This is a genomic window from Streptomyces diastaticus subsp. diastaticus (genome assembly GCF_011170125.1).
In the GTDB taxonomy this organism is placed as follows: Bacteria; Actinomycetota; Actinomycetes; order Streptomycetales; family Streptomycetaceae; genus Streptomyces; species Streptomyces diastaticus.
This window is the reverse complement of sequence record NZ_BLLN01000003.1, coordinates 166,620-180,526: the sequence shown is the minus strand read 5'-3', so window position 1 is coordinate 180,526 and position 13,907 is coordinate 166,620. Positions and strand designations below refer to the sequence as shown.

Below are 13,907 nucleotides of genomic sequence, written 5' to 3'. Positions count from 1 at the left end.
TCGGGGAGGACGCGGCGAAGTCACCCGGTACCGCCGGGTATGCCGTGCGGGCGCCTGAGAGGGTGGACGGGTGATGAGGCGATGAACGCGTACGAGCACCGGCCGGAGCCCGACTGGGAACGGCTCGCCCCCGGCGTCGGACGGCTGCGGCTGCCCCGCTGGGACGCGACGGCCGGCCTGGTCGTGGGTCCCGCCGGCGCCCTGCTGGTCGACGCCGGGGCGTCCCTGCGCGAGGGCGCCCTGCTGCGCGGCGCCGTCGAGCGCGCCCTCGGCGAGCGCGGCGGTCCCGGGCGTGTGACGCATCTGGCACTGACCCACGCCCACTTCGACCATGTCCTCGGCGCCGCCGTCTTCGCGGGCGCGCAGGTGTACGGCGCCGTCGGCCTCGACGCCGCCCTCGCCCGCACCGACGCCCTGGAGGCCGACGCGGTGCACCACGGCCTGGACCCCCGCGAGGCGGGCGAGGCGGTGGACACCCTGGTGGTGCCCCGGCACGCGGTCTCCGGCGAGGCCGTGGTGGAACTGGGCGGCGGGCGCCGGGTGCTCCTCGCCGACCTGGGACCCGGCCACACCGCGCACGACCTGGCGGTACTGGTGCCCGGCACGCCCGACGTGGTGTTCTGCGGCGACCTGGTCGAGGAGTCCGGCGAGCCGCAGGCCGGCCCGGACGCGGTGCCCGCCCGCTGGCCCGAGGCGCTGGAGCGGCTGCTGGCGCTCGGCGGGCCCGACGCCGTCTACGTGCCGGGGCACGGGGCGGTGGTCGACGCCGCGTTCGTGCGGGACCAACGCGATGAGCTGGCCCGTCGGTTCGCCCTGTCATAACGTCTGCCCATGCGCAGCTACCAGCCGGACCTGACCCCGCCGTGGAAGAAGCGGAGCCCCGCCCCCGAGGTCGAGGCGCTGCCCGACCTCGTCGTCGAGGAGCCCGCCAGCGGCTTCTGCGGCGCGGTGATCCGCTGCGAGAAGTCGGCCGAGGGACCGGTGGTCACCCTGGAGGACCGCTTCGGCAAGCACCGGGTCTTCCCCATGGTGGAGCGCGGTTTCCTGCTGGAGGGCCGTCCGGTCACCCTGGTCCGCCCGAAGGCGGGACAGGCCCCGGCCGTGCCGTCCCGGACGGCCTCGGGCTCGGTCGCGGTGCCGGGCGCCCGGGCCCGGGTGGCACGGGCCGGACGCATCTACGTGGAGGGCCGCCACGACGCGGAACTGGTCGAGCGGGTCTGGGGTGACGACCTGCGCGTCGAGGGCGTCGTCGTGGAGTACCTGGAGGGGGTGGACGACCTGCCCGCGCTCGTGGACGCCTTCGCGCCCGGCCCCGACGCACGCCTCGGCGTCCTCGTCGACCACCTGGTCCCCGGCTCCAAGGAGTCCCGCATCGCGGCCGCCGTCGGCAGCCCGCACGCGCTGGTCGTCGGCCACCCCTACATCGACATCTGGCAGGCGGTGAAACCCGCCTCGGTCGGCATCGGGTCCTGGCCCGACGTGCCGCGCGGCCAGGACTGGAAGACCGGCACCTGCCGCGCCCTCGGCTGGCCCACCGACACCGGCGCTGCCTGGCACCGCCGCGTCCTCCCGGCCGTCCGCAGCTACAAGGACCTGGAACCCGCTCTGCTGGGCCGCGTCGAGGAACTGATCGACTTCGTCACGGCCCCGGCCGAGGCCGGATAGGCCCCGCCTCAGGCCGCCGGTGCCGCTCGACCGGCGGCAGCCTCGGGAACTCCGCCGTCTCCAGCACGACACCGAGCAGTGGCACGGGCACGTCCAGCCCGAAGGAGAAGGTCTGTTCGACCCCGTAGTCGGCCTGCTCACCCTCGCCGTGCGGCTCGGTGAGCAGCACGCGCTGGGCGGCCATGGGGTCGACGATCAGGTGACCGGGTACGCCCCCGGCCGCGTGGATCGACCGCTTGTCGCCGTAGTCCCGGTCGACGCTGGAGTGGGAGACGACCTCGACCAGCGGGGTGACCAGCTCGACCGGGAGCAGGCGGCCATGGTCCGGTCCCTTGCCGCGTTCAGGACGACGAGACCCGGCTGGGGCTCGCTGTTCTCCTTGAGCAGGCCGATGTCCTGAGTCCGCAGGCGCTCCCGGCGGCGGTACGGGATCTGATCCCGCAACGCCGTCACGATCCGGTTGTGGACCAGATCCGGTCCGGCCATCAGCGCAATGTCTCCCCGCAGGAGTTCCGCCTTGTGTCCCTCGGGGACCTCAAGGCCCTCGAAGGAATCCACGACGCCAGTGATCGGCCGGTCATCCACAGCGGTCATCTCCGTGGCCCTCCGCTTCGCCATCGCCGGGTACGACGGCGCGGTACGAACAGCGCGGGCATCACGGGACCTGTTTCGCCGGAGGTCGCCCACGCGAGTGACAACGCCCTCAGTCCACCAGATCCCGCACCACCGCGTCCGCCAGCAGGCGGCCGCGCAGGGTCAGGACGGCGCGGCCCTCGGCGAAGGGCGCCTCGGCGAGGAGTCCGTCGGTCAGGGCGCGGCGGGCGGCCGCCAGGCCCGTGGGGTGCAGGAGGTCCAGGGGGCAGCCCTCGGCGAGGCGGAGCTCCAGGAGGACGCGTTCCACACGGCGGTCCTCGGCGCTGAGGAGTTCGCGTCCGGCGCCCGGTGAGCGCGAGCCGGCGAGGGCGGCGGCGTAGGCGCCGGGGTGCTTCACGTTCCACCAGCGGACGCCGCCGACGTGGCTGTGGGCACCGGGGCCCGCGCCCCACCAGTCGGCACCGCGCCAGTACAGCTCGTTGTGGAGGCAGCGGCCCGCCTCGGTGGCGGCCCAGTTGGAGACCTCGTACCAGCCGTAGCCGGCCCCGGCGAGCATCGAGTCGGCGATCAGGTAGCGGTCGGCGTGCTCGTCGTCGTCGGTGGGGGCCACCTCGCCGCGCCGGATGCGGCGGGCGAGGCCGGTGCCCTCCTCCACGATCAGCGCGTACGCGGAGACGTGGTCGGGACCGGCGCCGATGGCCGCGTCCAGCGAGGCGCGCCAGTCGTCGTCGCTCTCGCCCGGGGTGCCGTAGATCAGGTCGAGGTTGACGTGGTCGAAGCCGGCGGCGCGGGCCTCGGCGACGCAGGCCTCCGGGCGGCCGGGGGTGTGCTGCCGGTCGAGCACCTTCAGGACGTGCCGGCGGGCGCTCTGCATACCGAAGGAGATCCGGTTGAAGCCGCCTTCGCGCAGCTCGGCGAGGTAGGCGGGGTCGACGGACTCCGGGTTGGCCTCGGTGGTGATCTCCGCGTCGGGGGCGAGCCCGAACTCGGAGCGGACCGCCTCCAGCATCCGGACCAGGTCGCGGGCGGCCAGCAGGGTGGGGGTGCCGCCGCCGACGAAGACGGTGCGGACCTCGCGCGGGTCGTCGCCGAGGACCTTGCGGGCGAGGCGGACCTCGTCCGCGAGGGTGTCGGCGTAGTTGTCGCGGGAGGCGAGGACACCGCCGGAGGAGCGCAGCTCGGTCGCGGTGTAGGTGTTGAAGTCGCAGTAGCCGCAGCGGGTGGCGCAGTACGGCACGTGCAGGTAGAAGCCGAGCGGGCGGTCGGCCGCACCGTCGAGGGCGGAGGCGGGCAGCGTGCCGTCTGCGGGCACGGGCTCACCGTCGGGGAGTGCGGAAGGCATGGGGTCCATTGTCCCGCACGCGCGGCCGGGCCCCGGCCGGACGGTCGCGGGGACCTTCCGGCCGGGGCCCGGCGGGGCGTGCGTACGGGCGGGGGGCGGGCGCGCCCACGGGGTCAGGCTTCGCGGGTGCCCGCGTACATCTCGTCGATGAGGTGCCCGAACTCACGCTCCACGACGGGGCGCTTCAGCTTGAGGCTGGGGGTCAGCTCGCCGTGCTCGATGTCGAGGTCGCGCGGCAGGAGCTTGAACCTCTTGATCGTCTGCCACCGCTGGAGACCCTCGTTGAGGCGGTTGACGTACCCCTCGATGAGCGCCTGGGTCTCGGGGCGGGCGACGATCTCGGCGTAGGTGGTGGCGGGGAGGTTCTGCTCCTTGGCCCAGCCGAGCAGGGTCGGCTCGTCCAGGGCGATCAGAGCGGTGCAGAAGTTCCGGTCGGCGCCGTGGACCAGGATGTTGGAGACGAACGGGCAGATCGCCTTGAACTGTCCCTCGACCTCGGCGGGGGCGATGTACTTGCCGCCGGACGTCTTGATCAGGTCCTTCTTGCGGTCGGTGATCTTGAGGTAGCCGTCGGCGGACAGCTCGCCGATGTCGCCGGTGTGGAACCAGCCGTCGTCCTCCAGCACCTCGGCGGTCTTCTCGGGGAGCCGGTGGTAGCCCTCCATGACACCGGGGCCGCGCAGCAGGATCTCGCCGTCGTCGGCGATCCGGACCTCGGTGCCGGGCAGCGGCTTGCCGACGGTGCCGGTGCGGTACGCCTCTCCCGGGTTGACGAAGGAGGCGGCGCTGGTCTCGGTGAGGCCGTACCCCTCCAGGATGTGCACGCCGGCGCCGGCGAAGAAGTAACCGATGTCGGGGGCGAGTGCGGCGGAGCCGGAGATGCAGGCCCGCAGCCGGCCGCCGAACGCCTCGCGGATCTTGGCGTAGACGAGCTTGTCGGCGACGGCGTGCTTGGCGCTGAGCCCGGCGGGGGCGGTGGCCTTGCCGGTGCGGCGGAAGTTGTCCTGGGTGGTCTTCGCCCACTCGCGGGAGACCCCGGCGGCCCACTGGAAGATCTTGTACTTGGCCCCGCCGCCGGCGCGCGCCTTGGCGGCGACGCCGTTGTAGACCTTCTCGAAGATGCGCGGAACGGCCGCCATGTAGGTGGGCTGGACGACCGGCAGGTTCTCGATGATCTTGTCGACGCGGCCGTCGACGGCGGTGACGTGGCCGACCTCGATCTGGCCGGAGGTCAGCACCTTGCCGAAGACGTGGGCCAGCGGCAGCCACAGGTACTGCACGTCGTCGGGGCCGACCAGGCCGGTGGCGGCGATGGCCTTCGCCATGTACGACCAGTTGTCGTGCGGCAGCCGGACGCCCTTGGGGCGGCCGGTGGTGCCGGAGGTGTAGATGACGGTGGCGAGCTGGTCGGCGGTGATCGCCGCGACCCGCTCCCTGATCAGCTCGGGCTCGCGCTCCAGCCTGGCCGCGCCGCGCTTCTCCAGGTCGGCGAGGCTCAGCACCCACCCCTCGGGGTCGCCCTCGGCCGCCTCGGCACCCTCGGCGTCGAGGACCACGACGTGGGCGAGGTGGGGCAGCTCGGCGCGCTTCTCGCGGGCCTTGGCCAGCTGCTCGGCGTCCTCCGCGATGAGGATCCGGCTCTCGGAGTCGGCCAGGATGAAGGCGGCCTCGTCGGCGTTGGTGGAGGGGTAGACGGTGGTCGTCGCGGCTCCGGCGCAGAGGATGCCGAGGTCGGCGAGGATCCACTCGACGCGGGTCGAGGAGGCGAGGGCGACGCGCTGCTCGGCCTCGACGCCCAGCTCGATCAGGCCGGCCGCGATGGCGAAGACCCTGGTGGCGGCCTGCTGCCAGCTCAGCGACTTCCAGTCGTCCGGGCCCTCCTGGGCGGGCGGCACCGGGTAGCGGTACGCCTCGGCGTCGGGGGTGGCCTCCACGCGCTCAAGGAAAAGCGTGGCCACAGAGGGCGGCCGGTTCTCGATCATGGTCTGTGCGTCGCTCACGACATCCTCCGGGCCCGCGACAGTGCGTGCTGCTGTCTGGTGGTGCGGCTGTTGTTTAACTTGCGAGTAACCATCGAGCAGTGATCAGGGTAGAGCGCCACCGCCTGTCACGTAAGAGGCTGCGACCTGTCACTTTCCACCAAACGGTGGTCCTGCCACTATCCCCCGGGCGACCGTCGGGGAACCGGGGACCGCCCGTGCGCCCGGTCACACGCGCCCCGGCTCCGCCGCCCCGCCACACGGCCGCACCCCGCCGTCCCGCCTCGTGCGCCTCCCGCACGATCCGTGTGAGCGACGCCCACGGACCGTGCTCCGGACCCGGGGACCGGCCGCCAGGAGGACGACTTCCGGCCACCGGGGCTGCCGGAGGTCCGCGGCCGCGTGGCGTGGCGCCCGGACCGGGGCGGTGGCCGGACACGCGGAAGCGCCCGCCCGGCAGGCCGCCGGACGGGCGCCCCGAGCGCGCTCCGCCTCCCTCCGCGAGGGTTACTTCTTGCCCTTGCCGCCGCCGCTGTCGTCGCTGGACAACACGGCGATGAAGGCCTCCTGGGGGACCTCGACCGAGCCGACCATCTTCATCCGCTTCTTGCCCTCCTTCTGCTTCTCCAGCAGCTTCCGCTTCCGCGAGATGTCACCGCCGTAGCACTTGGCGAGGACGTCCTTGCGGATGGCGCGGATGGTCTCGCGGGCGATCACCCGGGAGCCGATCGCCGCCTGTACGGGCACCTCGAAGGCCTGCCGCGGGATCAGCTCCTTGAGCTTCGCGACCAGCCGCACCCCGTAGGCGTACGCCTGGTCGCGGTGGGTGATCGCGGAGAAGGCGTCGACCTTGTCACCGTGCAGCAGGATGTCGACCTTGACCAGGTGGGCGGTCTGCTCGCCGGTGGGCTCGTAGTCCAGCGAGGCGTATCCGCGGGTCTTGGACTTCAGCTGGTCGAAGAAGTCGAAGACGATCTCGGCCAGCGGCAGGGTGTAGCGGATCTCGACCCGGTCCTCGGAGAGGTAGTCCATGCCGAGCAGCACGCCGCGCCGCGACTGGCAGAGCTCCATGATCGCGCCGATGAACTCGCTGGGCGCGAGGATCGTGGCCCGCACCACCGGCTCGTGCACCTCGGCGATCTTGCCCTCGGGGAACTCGCTGGGGTTGGTCACCTGGTGCTCGGTGCCGTCCTCCATGCCGACCCGGTAGACCACGTTGGGCGCGGTGGCGATGAGTTCGAGGTTGAACTCGCGTTCCAGCCGCTCGCGGATCACGTCGAGGTGGAGCAGGCCGAGGAAGCCGACGCGGAAGCCGAAGCCGAGCGCGGCGGACGTCTCCGGCTCGTAGACCAGGGCGGCGTCGTTGAGCTGGAGCTTGTCGAGGGCGTCGCGCAGCAGCGGGTAGTCCGAGCCGTCCAGCGGGTACAGCCCCGAGAAGACCATCGGCTTCGGGTCCTTGTAGCCGCCGAGCGGCTCCTCGGCGCCCTTGGCCAGCGAGGTGATCGTGTCGCCGACCTTGGACTGGCGGACGTCCTTCACGCCGGTGATGAGGTAACCCACCTCGCCCACGCCCAGCCCGTCGGCGGACAGCATCTCCGGCGAGTTGGTGCCGATCTCCAGCAGCTCGTGGGTGGCGCCGGTGGACATCATCCGGATGCGCTCACGCTTGCCGAGCTGTCCGTCGACGACCCGGACGTAGGTGACGACGCCGCGGTACGAGTCGTAGACCGAGTCGAAGATCATCGCGCGGGCCGGGGCGTCCTTGACGCCGACCGGGGCCGGGACCTCGGCGACCACCTTGTCCAGCAGCGCCTCGACGCCCATGCCGGTCTTGGCGGAGACCCTGAGCACGTCGGAGGGGTCGCAGCCGATGAGGTTGGCCAGTTCCTCGGAGAACTTCTCCGGCTGGGCGGCCGGCAGGTCGATCTTGTTGAGGACCGGGATGATCGCGAGGTCGTTCTCCATCGCCAGGTAGAGGTTGGCGAGCGTCTGCGCCTCGATGCCCTGGGCCGCGTCGACCAGCAGGATGGTGCCCTCGCAGGCGGCGAGCGACCGGGAGACCTCGTAGGTGAAGTCGACGTGACCCGGGGTGTCGATCATGTTGAGGATGTGCGTGCTGCCCTGGCCGGAACCCTCGGTGGGGGCCCACGGCAGACGCACGGCCTGCGACTTGATCGTGATGCCGCGCTCGCGCTCGATGTCCATCCGGTCGAGGTACTGCGCGCGCATCGCACGCTGCTCGACGACGCCGGTCAGCTGGAGCATCCGGTCGGCCAGCGTGGACTTGCCGTGGTCGATGTGAGCGATGATGCAGAAGTTGCGGATCAGCGCCGGGTCCGTGCGACTCGGCTCGGGAACGTGGCTAGGGGTCGCGGGCACGCATGGTCCTGGTTCTTGAGACGTCGAGACGTCGAGGCGGGCGGGCTGCGCGGAGCCGGACGGGGACCGTACGCGCCTCACCTCGGGTGGGCTCACGCCGCCTGGGCGCGCCCACCGGGCCGGTAGGGCCTGTTCGGCACACGGCCCCCAGGGTCCGCGGCCCCCATCGTCCCATGCGCGGGGACCGGCGACCGGTTTGGGCCGTCCGTGGAGCCGCTGGTAGCCTGGCCCGATGTGTCTCGTAGCCCTCTCAGCATCGGGACACGACCGGAAACACCCAACCTGAACCTGTAAAGGCTCTTTCGTGGCGAACATCAAGTCCCAGATCAAGCGGAACAAGACCAACGAGAAGGCGCGCCTGCGCAACAAGGCCGTCAAGTCGTCGCTCAAGACCGCTGTCCGCAAGGCCCGCGAGGCCGTGGCCGCGGGTGACGCGGAGAAGGCCGCCGAGTACACGCGCGCCGCGTCGCGCCAGCTCGACAAGGCCGTCTCCAAGGGAGTCATCCACAAGAACCAGGCCGCCAACAAGAAGTCGGCGCTGGCCACCCAGGCTGCCGCCCTCAAGGGCTGACCGGATCTGATCCGACCGTCGGCCAGGGACCACAGCGGGCCCTCTCATCCGCTCCCCGGCCGGCACCCCGGTTCCCGCACGCGGCCTGCGTTCGCCACGCGGGTGCGGGACCCAGCAGCACAGCAGTGACCGGAACCCCCGTTCCGCCCTTCCCCAGGGCGGGGCGGGGGTTCCCGGCTTCCCGGGCCGCCTGTTCTCCCCCCGGGTCCTGCCGCTGTCCCGGGCCCGCTTCCTGGCGAGCGGAGTCCATTTCTCGGCCGGGCCCGTCCTGGCCGGGGTGGCGCCTCCCGGCCGGAGGGCGCCGGGTACTGCCTTCGGCCGGCCGCCGGTGGGCTCTCCGGTCAGGAACGGCCTCGAACGCCGGCCGGGCTCGCGCATCGGCCGGCCCGGCCGGCGATCGAGGCCTCCCCGGTCAGGAGGCCCGGCGCCGTCCCTCGCCGCCCGCCCGGGGAGGGGGACCTAACGGCCCTGCCTGCTCCGGGCGGCCGTGGCGACGGCGACGACCGCCTTCTCCAGCGCGTACTCGGGGTCGTCCCCGCCGCCCTTGACGCCCGCGTCGGCCGCGGCGACGGCCCGCAGTGCGGTGGCGACCCCGTCAGGGCTCCAGCCCCGCATCTGCTGCCGGACCCGGTCGATCTTCCAGGGCGGCATCCCCAGCTCCCGGGCGAGGTCGGCGGGCCGTCCCCCGCGCGCCGAGGAGAGCTTCCCGATCGCCCGCACCCCCTGCGCCAGCGCGCTGGTGAGGAGCACGGGCGCCACCCCGGTCGACAGCGACCAGCGCAACGCCTCCAGCGCCTCCGCCGTCCGGCCCTCCACGGCCCGGTCGGCCACGGTGAAGCTCGACGCCTCCGCACGCCCCGTGTAGTACCGCCCGACCACCGCTTCGTCGATGTTCCCCTCGACGTCCGCGGCGAGTTGCGTGACCGCGCTCGCCAGCTCCCGCAGGTCGCTGCCGATGGCGTCGACCAGCGTCTGCGACGCCTCGGGGGTCGCGGACCGCCCCAGCGCCCGGAACTCGCTCCTGACGAACGCCAGCCGGTCGGCGGGCTTGGTCATCTTCGGGCAGGCCACCTCGCGGGCCCCCGCCTTGCGGGCCGCGTCGAGCAGTCCCTTCCCCTTGGCGCCCCCGGCGTGCAGCAGGACGAGGGTGATCTCCTCGACGGGTGACCCGAGGTACGCCTTGACGTCCTTGACCGAGTCCGCCGACAGGTCCTGGGCGTCGCGCACCACCACGACCTTGCGCTCGGCGAAGAGTGAGGGACTGGTCAGTTCGGCGAGGGTGCCGGGCTGGAGCTGGTCCGAGGTGAGGTCGCGCACGTCGGTGTCCGCGTCGGCGGCGCGGGCGGCGGCCACCACCTGCTGCACGGCGCGGTCGAGGAGCAGATCCTCCTGGCCCACGGCGAGGGTGAGCGGGGCGAGCGGATCGTCGTTGGCAGTCTTCCTGGGCATCGCCGTCCAGCATCCCACGCCGCACCGACACCGGGCCGCCGCCGTCACTCCGGACGGCTCGGAGCCCCCGTGAACGGCGTTGGTTCCGGGCGCCGGGCTCCCACCGGCCGCGCCGGCCGCCGGCCGTCGAGGGCCGTGCCGCCGCCCCGAGTGCGCGGCGGGCGAGGCGGAAGGGGGAAGAGGTTCGCGGCGGGCTTCTCGGTACACGCTCGGTATGGAGCCGTCCCGGCCCCTGACGGGGTGGTCGGAGGCCGTGCCGGGCGACGGTGGCCGGCGGGGCCCGGACCGGCATCGCTGACTGCCCGGCCGGGCTCCCGGCTCCCGTCGGCCGGTCGAGCACCCCGCCGGGGCGGTGTACGGCATCCCGCGCCCCGGCGGGCGCGGCTGCTCGTGGAGGGCTCGGCCACGGGGCCGTGCGGGAACGGCTGAGTCGCAGGTGGTGAAGGGAGCGCGGACGCGCCCCGGCGGACACCTCCCGCGCGGGAGGTGTCCGCCGGGGCCCTCCCGCGCGGGCCGGGCGGCCACCGGGGGGCAAGGCGCCCCGTCTCCGGCCCTGCGAGGAGCCTCGCCGGAGACGGGTGCCGAAGAGGCCGAAGAGGACGACGTGCGCCGGTGGCACCCGGGCAGTCCGCGGCAGCACGCCGCCCGCCTCCTCCGAGGCAGCTCACGGGAGCCGGCCGGAAGCCCTTCCGCCGGGGCCCGCCCGGCGAAGGCCGGCCGTACGCCCGTCCCGGCCGGGCTACGGCTCCTCGCGCCAGCCGTCCCACTCCCCCGCGAACGCGTCCAGTCCCGCCGGGTCCAGGTCGCCCGCGGCGGCCGTCAGGACCAGCAGCCACTGGGCGTCCTCGGCGTCGTCCTCGCCGGCCAGGGCGTCGCGCACGAGCTGAGGTTCCTCCAGAAGGCCGAAGCGGACGGCGAGCTCGGCGGCGGCCTCCTCGGCCGCGTCGCGGTCCGGGAGGACCAGGATGTGGCGGGGCTCCTCGTCGGCGGGGGCGGCGACGTCGTTCTCTTGGCTCACCGGGCCATTCTCACCGGAGCCCGCGCGGGCGGGGAAACCGGCCCGGGGCACGTCCGGGGCACGGTGGCTCAGCCGTCGGCCTTGGGCACGATCTGGATGTCCAGTGCGACGGTGATACTGGGGCCGACGACGGCGATCCCCTTGGCCAGCATCGTCTGCCAGCTGACCGTGAAGTCGTCTCGGTGGAGTTCGGTGACGGCCCGGCAGGCGGCCCGGGTCTCTCCCTCCATGCCGTGGCCGAGCCCGAGGTACTCGGTGTCCAGCGTGACCGTGCGGGTGACCCCGTGCAGGGAGAGGGCACCGGTGACGGCCCAGTGGTTGCCGCCCCGGTGCGCGAACCGGTCGCCGTAGAACTCCAGCGTCGGGAAGCGCGCCGCGTCGAGGAAGTCGGGTGAGCGCAGGTGCTTGTCGCGGGCGGGGACGTTGGTGTCGATCGAGGCGGCGTCGATGACGACGTGCAACGCCGACTCCTCCATCCGCTCGGCTATCCGGACCGCGCCCGCGAAGACGTTGAACCGGCCGTGTACCCGGGCCATGCCGATGTGCCGGGCGGTGAAGGCGATCGAGGAGTGCGCCGGCTCCACGTCCCAGTCCCCGGGGGCGGGCAGCACGGGCGGCGGAACACGGTCCAGCGCGAGGTCTTCGAGGGCCGTGTGGCCACCCTCGTCCACCGCGACCGAGGCCCGGTAGGGGCGGTGCCCGTCGGCGGAGACCGCGAACCGGTACTCCCCCGCCGGCACGGTCGCCACGAACGAGCCGTACGGGTCGAGTCCCCCCTCGATCACCGTCCGCCCCAGCGCGTCGGTGAGCGTGAACTCGGCGTGCCGCACCGGCTCCTCCGGCTGCTCGCCGTCGACGATCCGCCCGCTGAGCACTCCGGCCGTGGGCGGCACCCCGACGGTGGAGAGCGGCCCCGCCGCCTGCCGCGCCCGACGCTTCGCACCGAAGCCGAACATGGGGACCACCCTCCAACACCGCGGACCAACTACCGTGTAGCGCATCCATTCGATCACCGCGCCCGCTTTCGGGGCAACTCGCCCCCGATCCGCCGAATCATCCTCAACCGCCGCCTCACGCCCAAGTGCCCTGGTTTCTGGGCTACTTGTGGTCCCGCCCCCACATGGGCAGGGTCTGGAGGCGTGAGGACGGGACTGTTCCCGGACGACGCCGTGCGGCCCTGCCCGGGCATCGGGGCAGCAGGGCGGGACTCGCGTCCCCGGCCCGCCCCCGCCACCCTCCGTACGGACGCCACCGGCGACGCTGTCGGGGGTACGTCCCGAGGCGGCGGGGAAGCGCGGCCGCGCCTTCGAGGCCATGGCATCGCGGTACTCGGCGAGACCGCGCCCCGCCGCCGGGTGCGACGCCGGGTGCGACGCCGGGCGCGAGGAGGCCGTGTGCCACTGCGGCGCACGGGCCGGCGGTGGTTGACGCCGCGCCCCGGAGTGTTGATTGCCCCCGTCCAGGCGCAGGCGCCCGCGACGGGTTCACCGGCTGTCCCGACCCGGACACCCGCCGCCTCGCGGTGCTCACGGCAGCGCGACGGCTACGGCAGGCCGCGCGGGGCGGCCCCGCTCGTGGCGGCGCGGCCGGGCCTCACGGACGAGGCCGAGGACCATGTCTTCGGCATCCCGCGACACCGCGGCCCGGCGGTGCTCGGGGCCGGTCGGCGGGCGGAGGCCCTCGCGAAGCCGGCCCACCGAGCAGCTGAGGGGGCCCACTCCTGCCTCGCGAGACGGCGGCGCCCGCACGTCCGAGGGATGGCGACGCGGCACGCGCATCCGGCGGAAGGCGACGCGGCACGCGCATCCGGCGGAGCGCGGCGCACGCATGTCCAGCGGCGCACGCACGTCCAAGGGACGGCAGGTGCGGGGCGCGACGCAACCCGCCGCTTCCGGATTGCTCACCCGGCCGTCTGGGCGGGGCGGCCCCGGGACGACCGGCAGGCCGCCGTCAGCCCGCCACCGGGGCCGGCGCCACCTCCGGGACAGCGGTGAGCTCCACCCCGAAGAGCGTCCGGTAAGCCTCCAGCACCTCGGCGTCGGAGCCCAGCTCACAAAGGCGGGTGCCGTCGGCGTCCGCGCCCTCGCCCGCGGCGGCGCCGGTCGCCTTGAGGGTGCGGCCGCTGAGGGTGACGCGGCCGGCCCCGCCGTCGGTGAGCAGGGAGCACACCAGCGAGCGCCGGAAGTGCGAGTCGGGCGACGTCCGGTGCCACCAGGAGCCGGCGCGGAAGTCCGCCAGCTCCCGGGGCCGCTCCTCCCACAGATACTGCGCGACGCCGTCCTGGACCACCACCAGGTCACCGCCGTCCGCCGCCTCGACGCGGAAGACGCCACCCCCGTCGCGCTGTTCGCCCCGCGCGTCGTAGGCGAGCGGCCGGTGGATGTACGCCCCGAAACCGACGTCCGCCAGCCAGCGGCCGCCGTCGGCGTCCTCGACCCGCAGGGCCATGTGGTCGTAGGGGACGCCCGGGAGCCCGTCCGGGCCCATCACTCTGGCCTGGAGGAAGTCGACCCGGTAGCCGAGGGCGGCCAGCAGGGTGCCGAAGGCGCCGTTGAGCTCGTAGCAGAAGCCTCCCCGGTGGCGGGCGGTGATCTTCTCGGTGAGGCTCTTCCCGTCGAGCGGGATCTCCTCGCCGAGGTGGACGGAGAGGTTCTCGAAGGGCACCGCGAGCAGGTGACGCAGGTGCAGGTCGCGCAGGGCGTCCGCGTCGGGGCGGGCGGGGCGGTCGGCGCCCAGGCGACGGAGGTAGGCGTCGGTCGAGGTGGTGTCCATGGCGCCAGTGTCCCAGGGCGGCCGGGGCGGCGGAGCCCGTGCCGGGGCGCCCCCGGCGGGCCTGTGCGCGGGCCCCGGCCGACGGCTCCGAGTGGGTGGGGGCGGGCCGCACGCCCCGCGCCACAGCGGCGTCGACTC

10 protein-coding genes and 1 pseudogene are annotated in these 13,907 nt (G+C 73.8%); 3 read left to right on the top strand and 8 right to left on the bottom strand.

The genetic code is table 11. From position 1 onward, the window contains the following. Window positions 1–81 precede the first annotated feature (81 nt). Both Sdia_RS09235 and Sdia_RS09230 read left to right on the top strand, forming a co-directional pair. Window positions 82–822, top strand: a complete 741-nt coding sequence (locus Sdia_RS09235; protein ID WP_100452770.1) for an MBL fold metallo-hydrolase — start codon at window positions 82–84, stop codon at window positions 820–822. 9 nt (window positions 823–831) lie between these two features. Further along, complete coding sequence (locus Sdia_RS09230; RefSeq protein ID WP_100452769.1) at window positions 832–1,665, top strand: DUF3097 domain-containing protein; 834 nt, start codon at window positions 832–834, stop codon at window positions 1,663–1,665. Here Sdia_RS09230 and Sdia_RS09225 read toward each other — a convergent pair. The 4 genes and pseudogenes from Sdia_RS09225 to lepA all read right to left on the bottom strand — a co-directional run bounded on the left by Sdia_RS09225 (window position 1,640) and on the right by lepA (window position 7,959). After that, a pseudogene (locus Sdia_RS09225) lies at window positions 1,640–2,259 on the bottom strand (Uma2 family endonuclease). The gene Sdia_RS09230 and the pseudogene Sdia_RS09225 sit on opposite strands and share 26 nt — an antisense overlap. Before the next feature lie 109 nt (window positions 2,260–2,368). Then, window positions 2,369–3,601, bottom strand: a complete 1,233-nt coding sequence (gene hemW, locus Sdia_RS09220) for a radical SAM family heme chaperone HemW (protein WP_100452768.1) — start codon at window positions 3,599–3,601, stop codon at window positions 2,369–2,371. Window positions 3,602–3,714: 113 nt separating this feature from the next. Further along, a complete protein-coding gene (locus Sdia_RS09215) occupies window positions 3,715–5,601 on the bottom strand; it encodes an AMP-dependent synthetase/ligase (protein ID WP_164494918.1) in 1,887 nt (628 codons plus the stop codon). Window positions 5,602–6,087: 486 nt separating this feature from the next. Continuing rightward, a complete protein-coding gene (gene lepA / locus Sdia_RS09210) occupies window positions 6,088–7,959 on the bottom strand; it encodes a translation elongation factor 4 (RefSeq protein WP_100452766.1) in 1,872 nt (623 codons plus the stop codon). A 304-nt stretch (window positions 7,960–8,263) separates the two neighbouring features. On the opposite strand from lepA, the gene rpsT reads away from it, so the two are divergent. Beyond that, window positions 8,264–8,530: a 30S ribosomal protein S20 gene (rpsT, locus tag Sdia_RS09205; RefSeq protein ID WP_100452765.1), complete on the top strand. Its 267-nt coding sequence runs from the start codon at window positions 8,264–8,266 to the stop codon at window positions 8,528–8,530. 459 nt (window positions 8,531–8,989) lie between these two features. On the opposite strand, the gene holA is transcribed toward rpsT, so the two are convergent. From holA to Sdia_RS30000, 4 genes are all read right to left on the bottom strand, one after another. After that, a complete protein-coding gene (gene holA / locus Sdia_RS09200) occupies window positions 8,990–9,979 on the bottom strand; it encodes a DNA polymerase III subunit delta (RefSeq protein ID WP_100452764.1) in 990 nt (329 codons plus the stop codon). A 739-nt stretch (window positions 9,980–10,718) separates the two neighbouring features. After that, window positions 10,719–10,946, bottom strand: a complete 228-nt coding sequence (locus tag Sdia_RS09195) for a hypothetical protein (protein WP_115069951.1) — start codon at window positions 10,944–10,946, stop codon at window positions 10,719–10,721. Between the two features lie 119 nt (window positions 10,947–11,065). Continuing rightward, complete coding sequence (locus tag Sdia_RS09190; RefSeq protein ID WP_115069912.1) at window positions 11,066–11,953, bottom strand: YceI family protein; 888 nt, start codon at window positions 11,951–11,953, stop codon at window positions 11,066–11,068. Between the two features lie 994 nt (window positions 11,954–12,947). Continuing rightward, entirely contained in the window at window positions 12,948–13,769 is an 822-nt protein-coding gene (locus tag Sdia_RS30000; protein ID WP_229831510.1) for an arylamine N-acetyltransferase family protein, read from the bottom strand. Between the last annotated feature and the right edge of the window lie 138 nt (window positions 13,770–13,907).

Bases quoted from the DNA above. Each gene is read 5' to 3' on its own strand.
- Sdia_RS09235 (WP_100452770.1), top strand. From the start codon at position 82: ATGAACGCGTACGAGCACCGGCCGGAGCCCGACTGGGAACGGCTCGCC.
- Sdia_RS09190 (WP_115069912.1), bottom strand. From the start codon at position 11,953: ATGTTCGGCTTCGGTGCGAAGCGTCGGGCGCGGCAGGCGGCGGGGCCG.
- Sdia_RS09230 (WP_100452769.1), top strand. From the start codon at position 832: ATGCGCAGCTACCAGCCGGACCTGACCCCGCCGTGGAAGAAGCGGAGC.
- holA (WP_100452764.1), bottom strand. From the start codon at position 9,979: ATGCCCAGGAAGACTGCCAACGACGATCCGCTCGCCCCGCTCACCCTC.
- hemW (WP_100452768.1), bottom strand. From the start codon at position 3,601: ATGCCTTCCGCACTCCCCGACGGTGAGCCCGTGCCCGCAGACGGCACG.
- Sdia_RS30000 (WP_229831510.1), bottom strand. From the start codon at position 13,769: ATGGACACCACCTCGACCGACGCCTACCTCCGTCGCCTGGGCGCCGAC.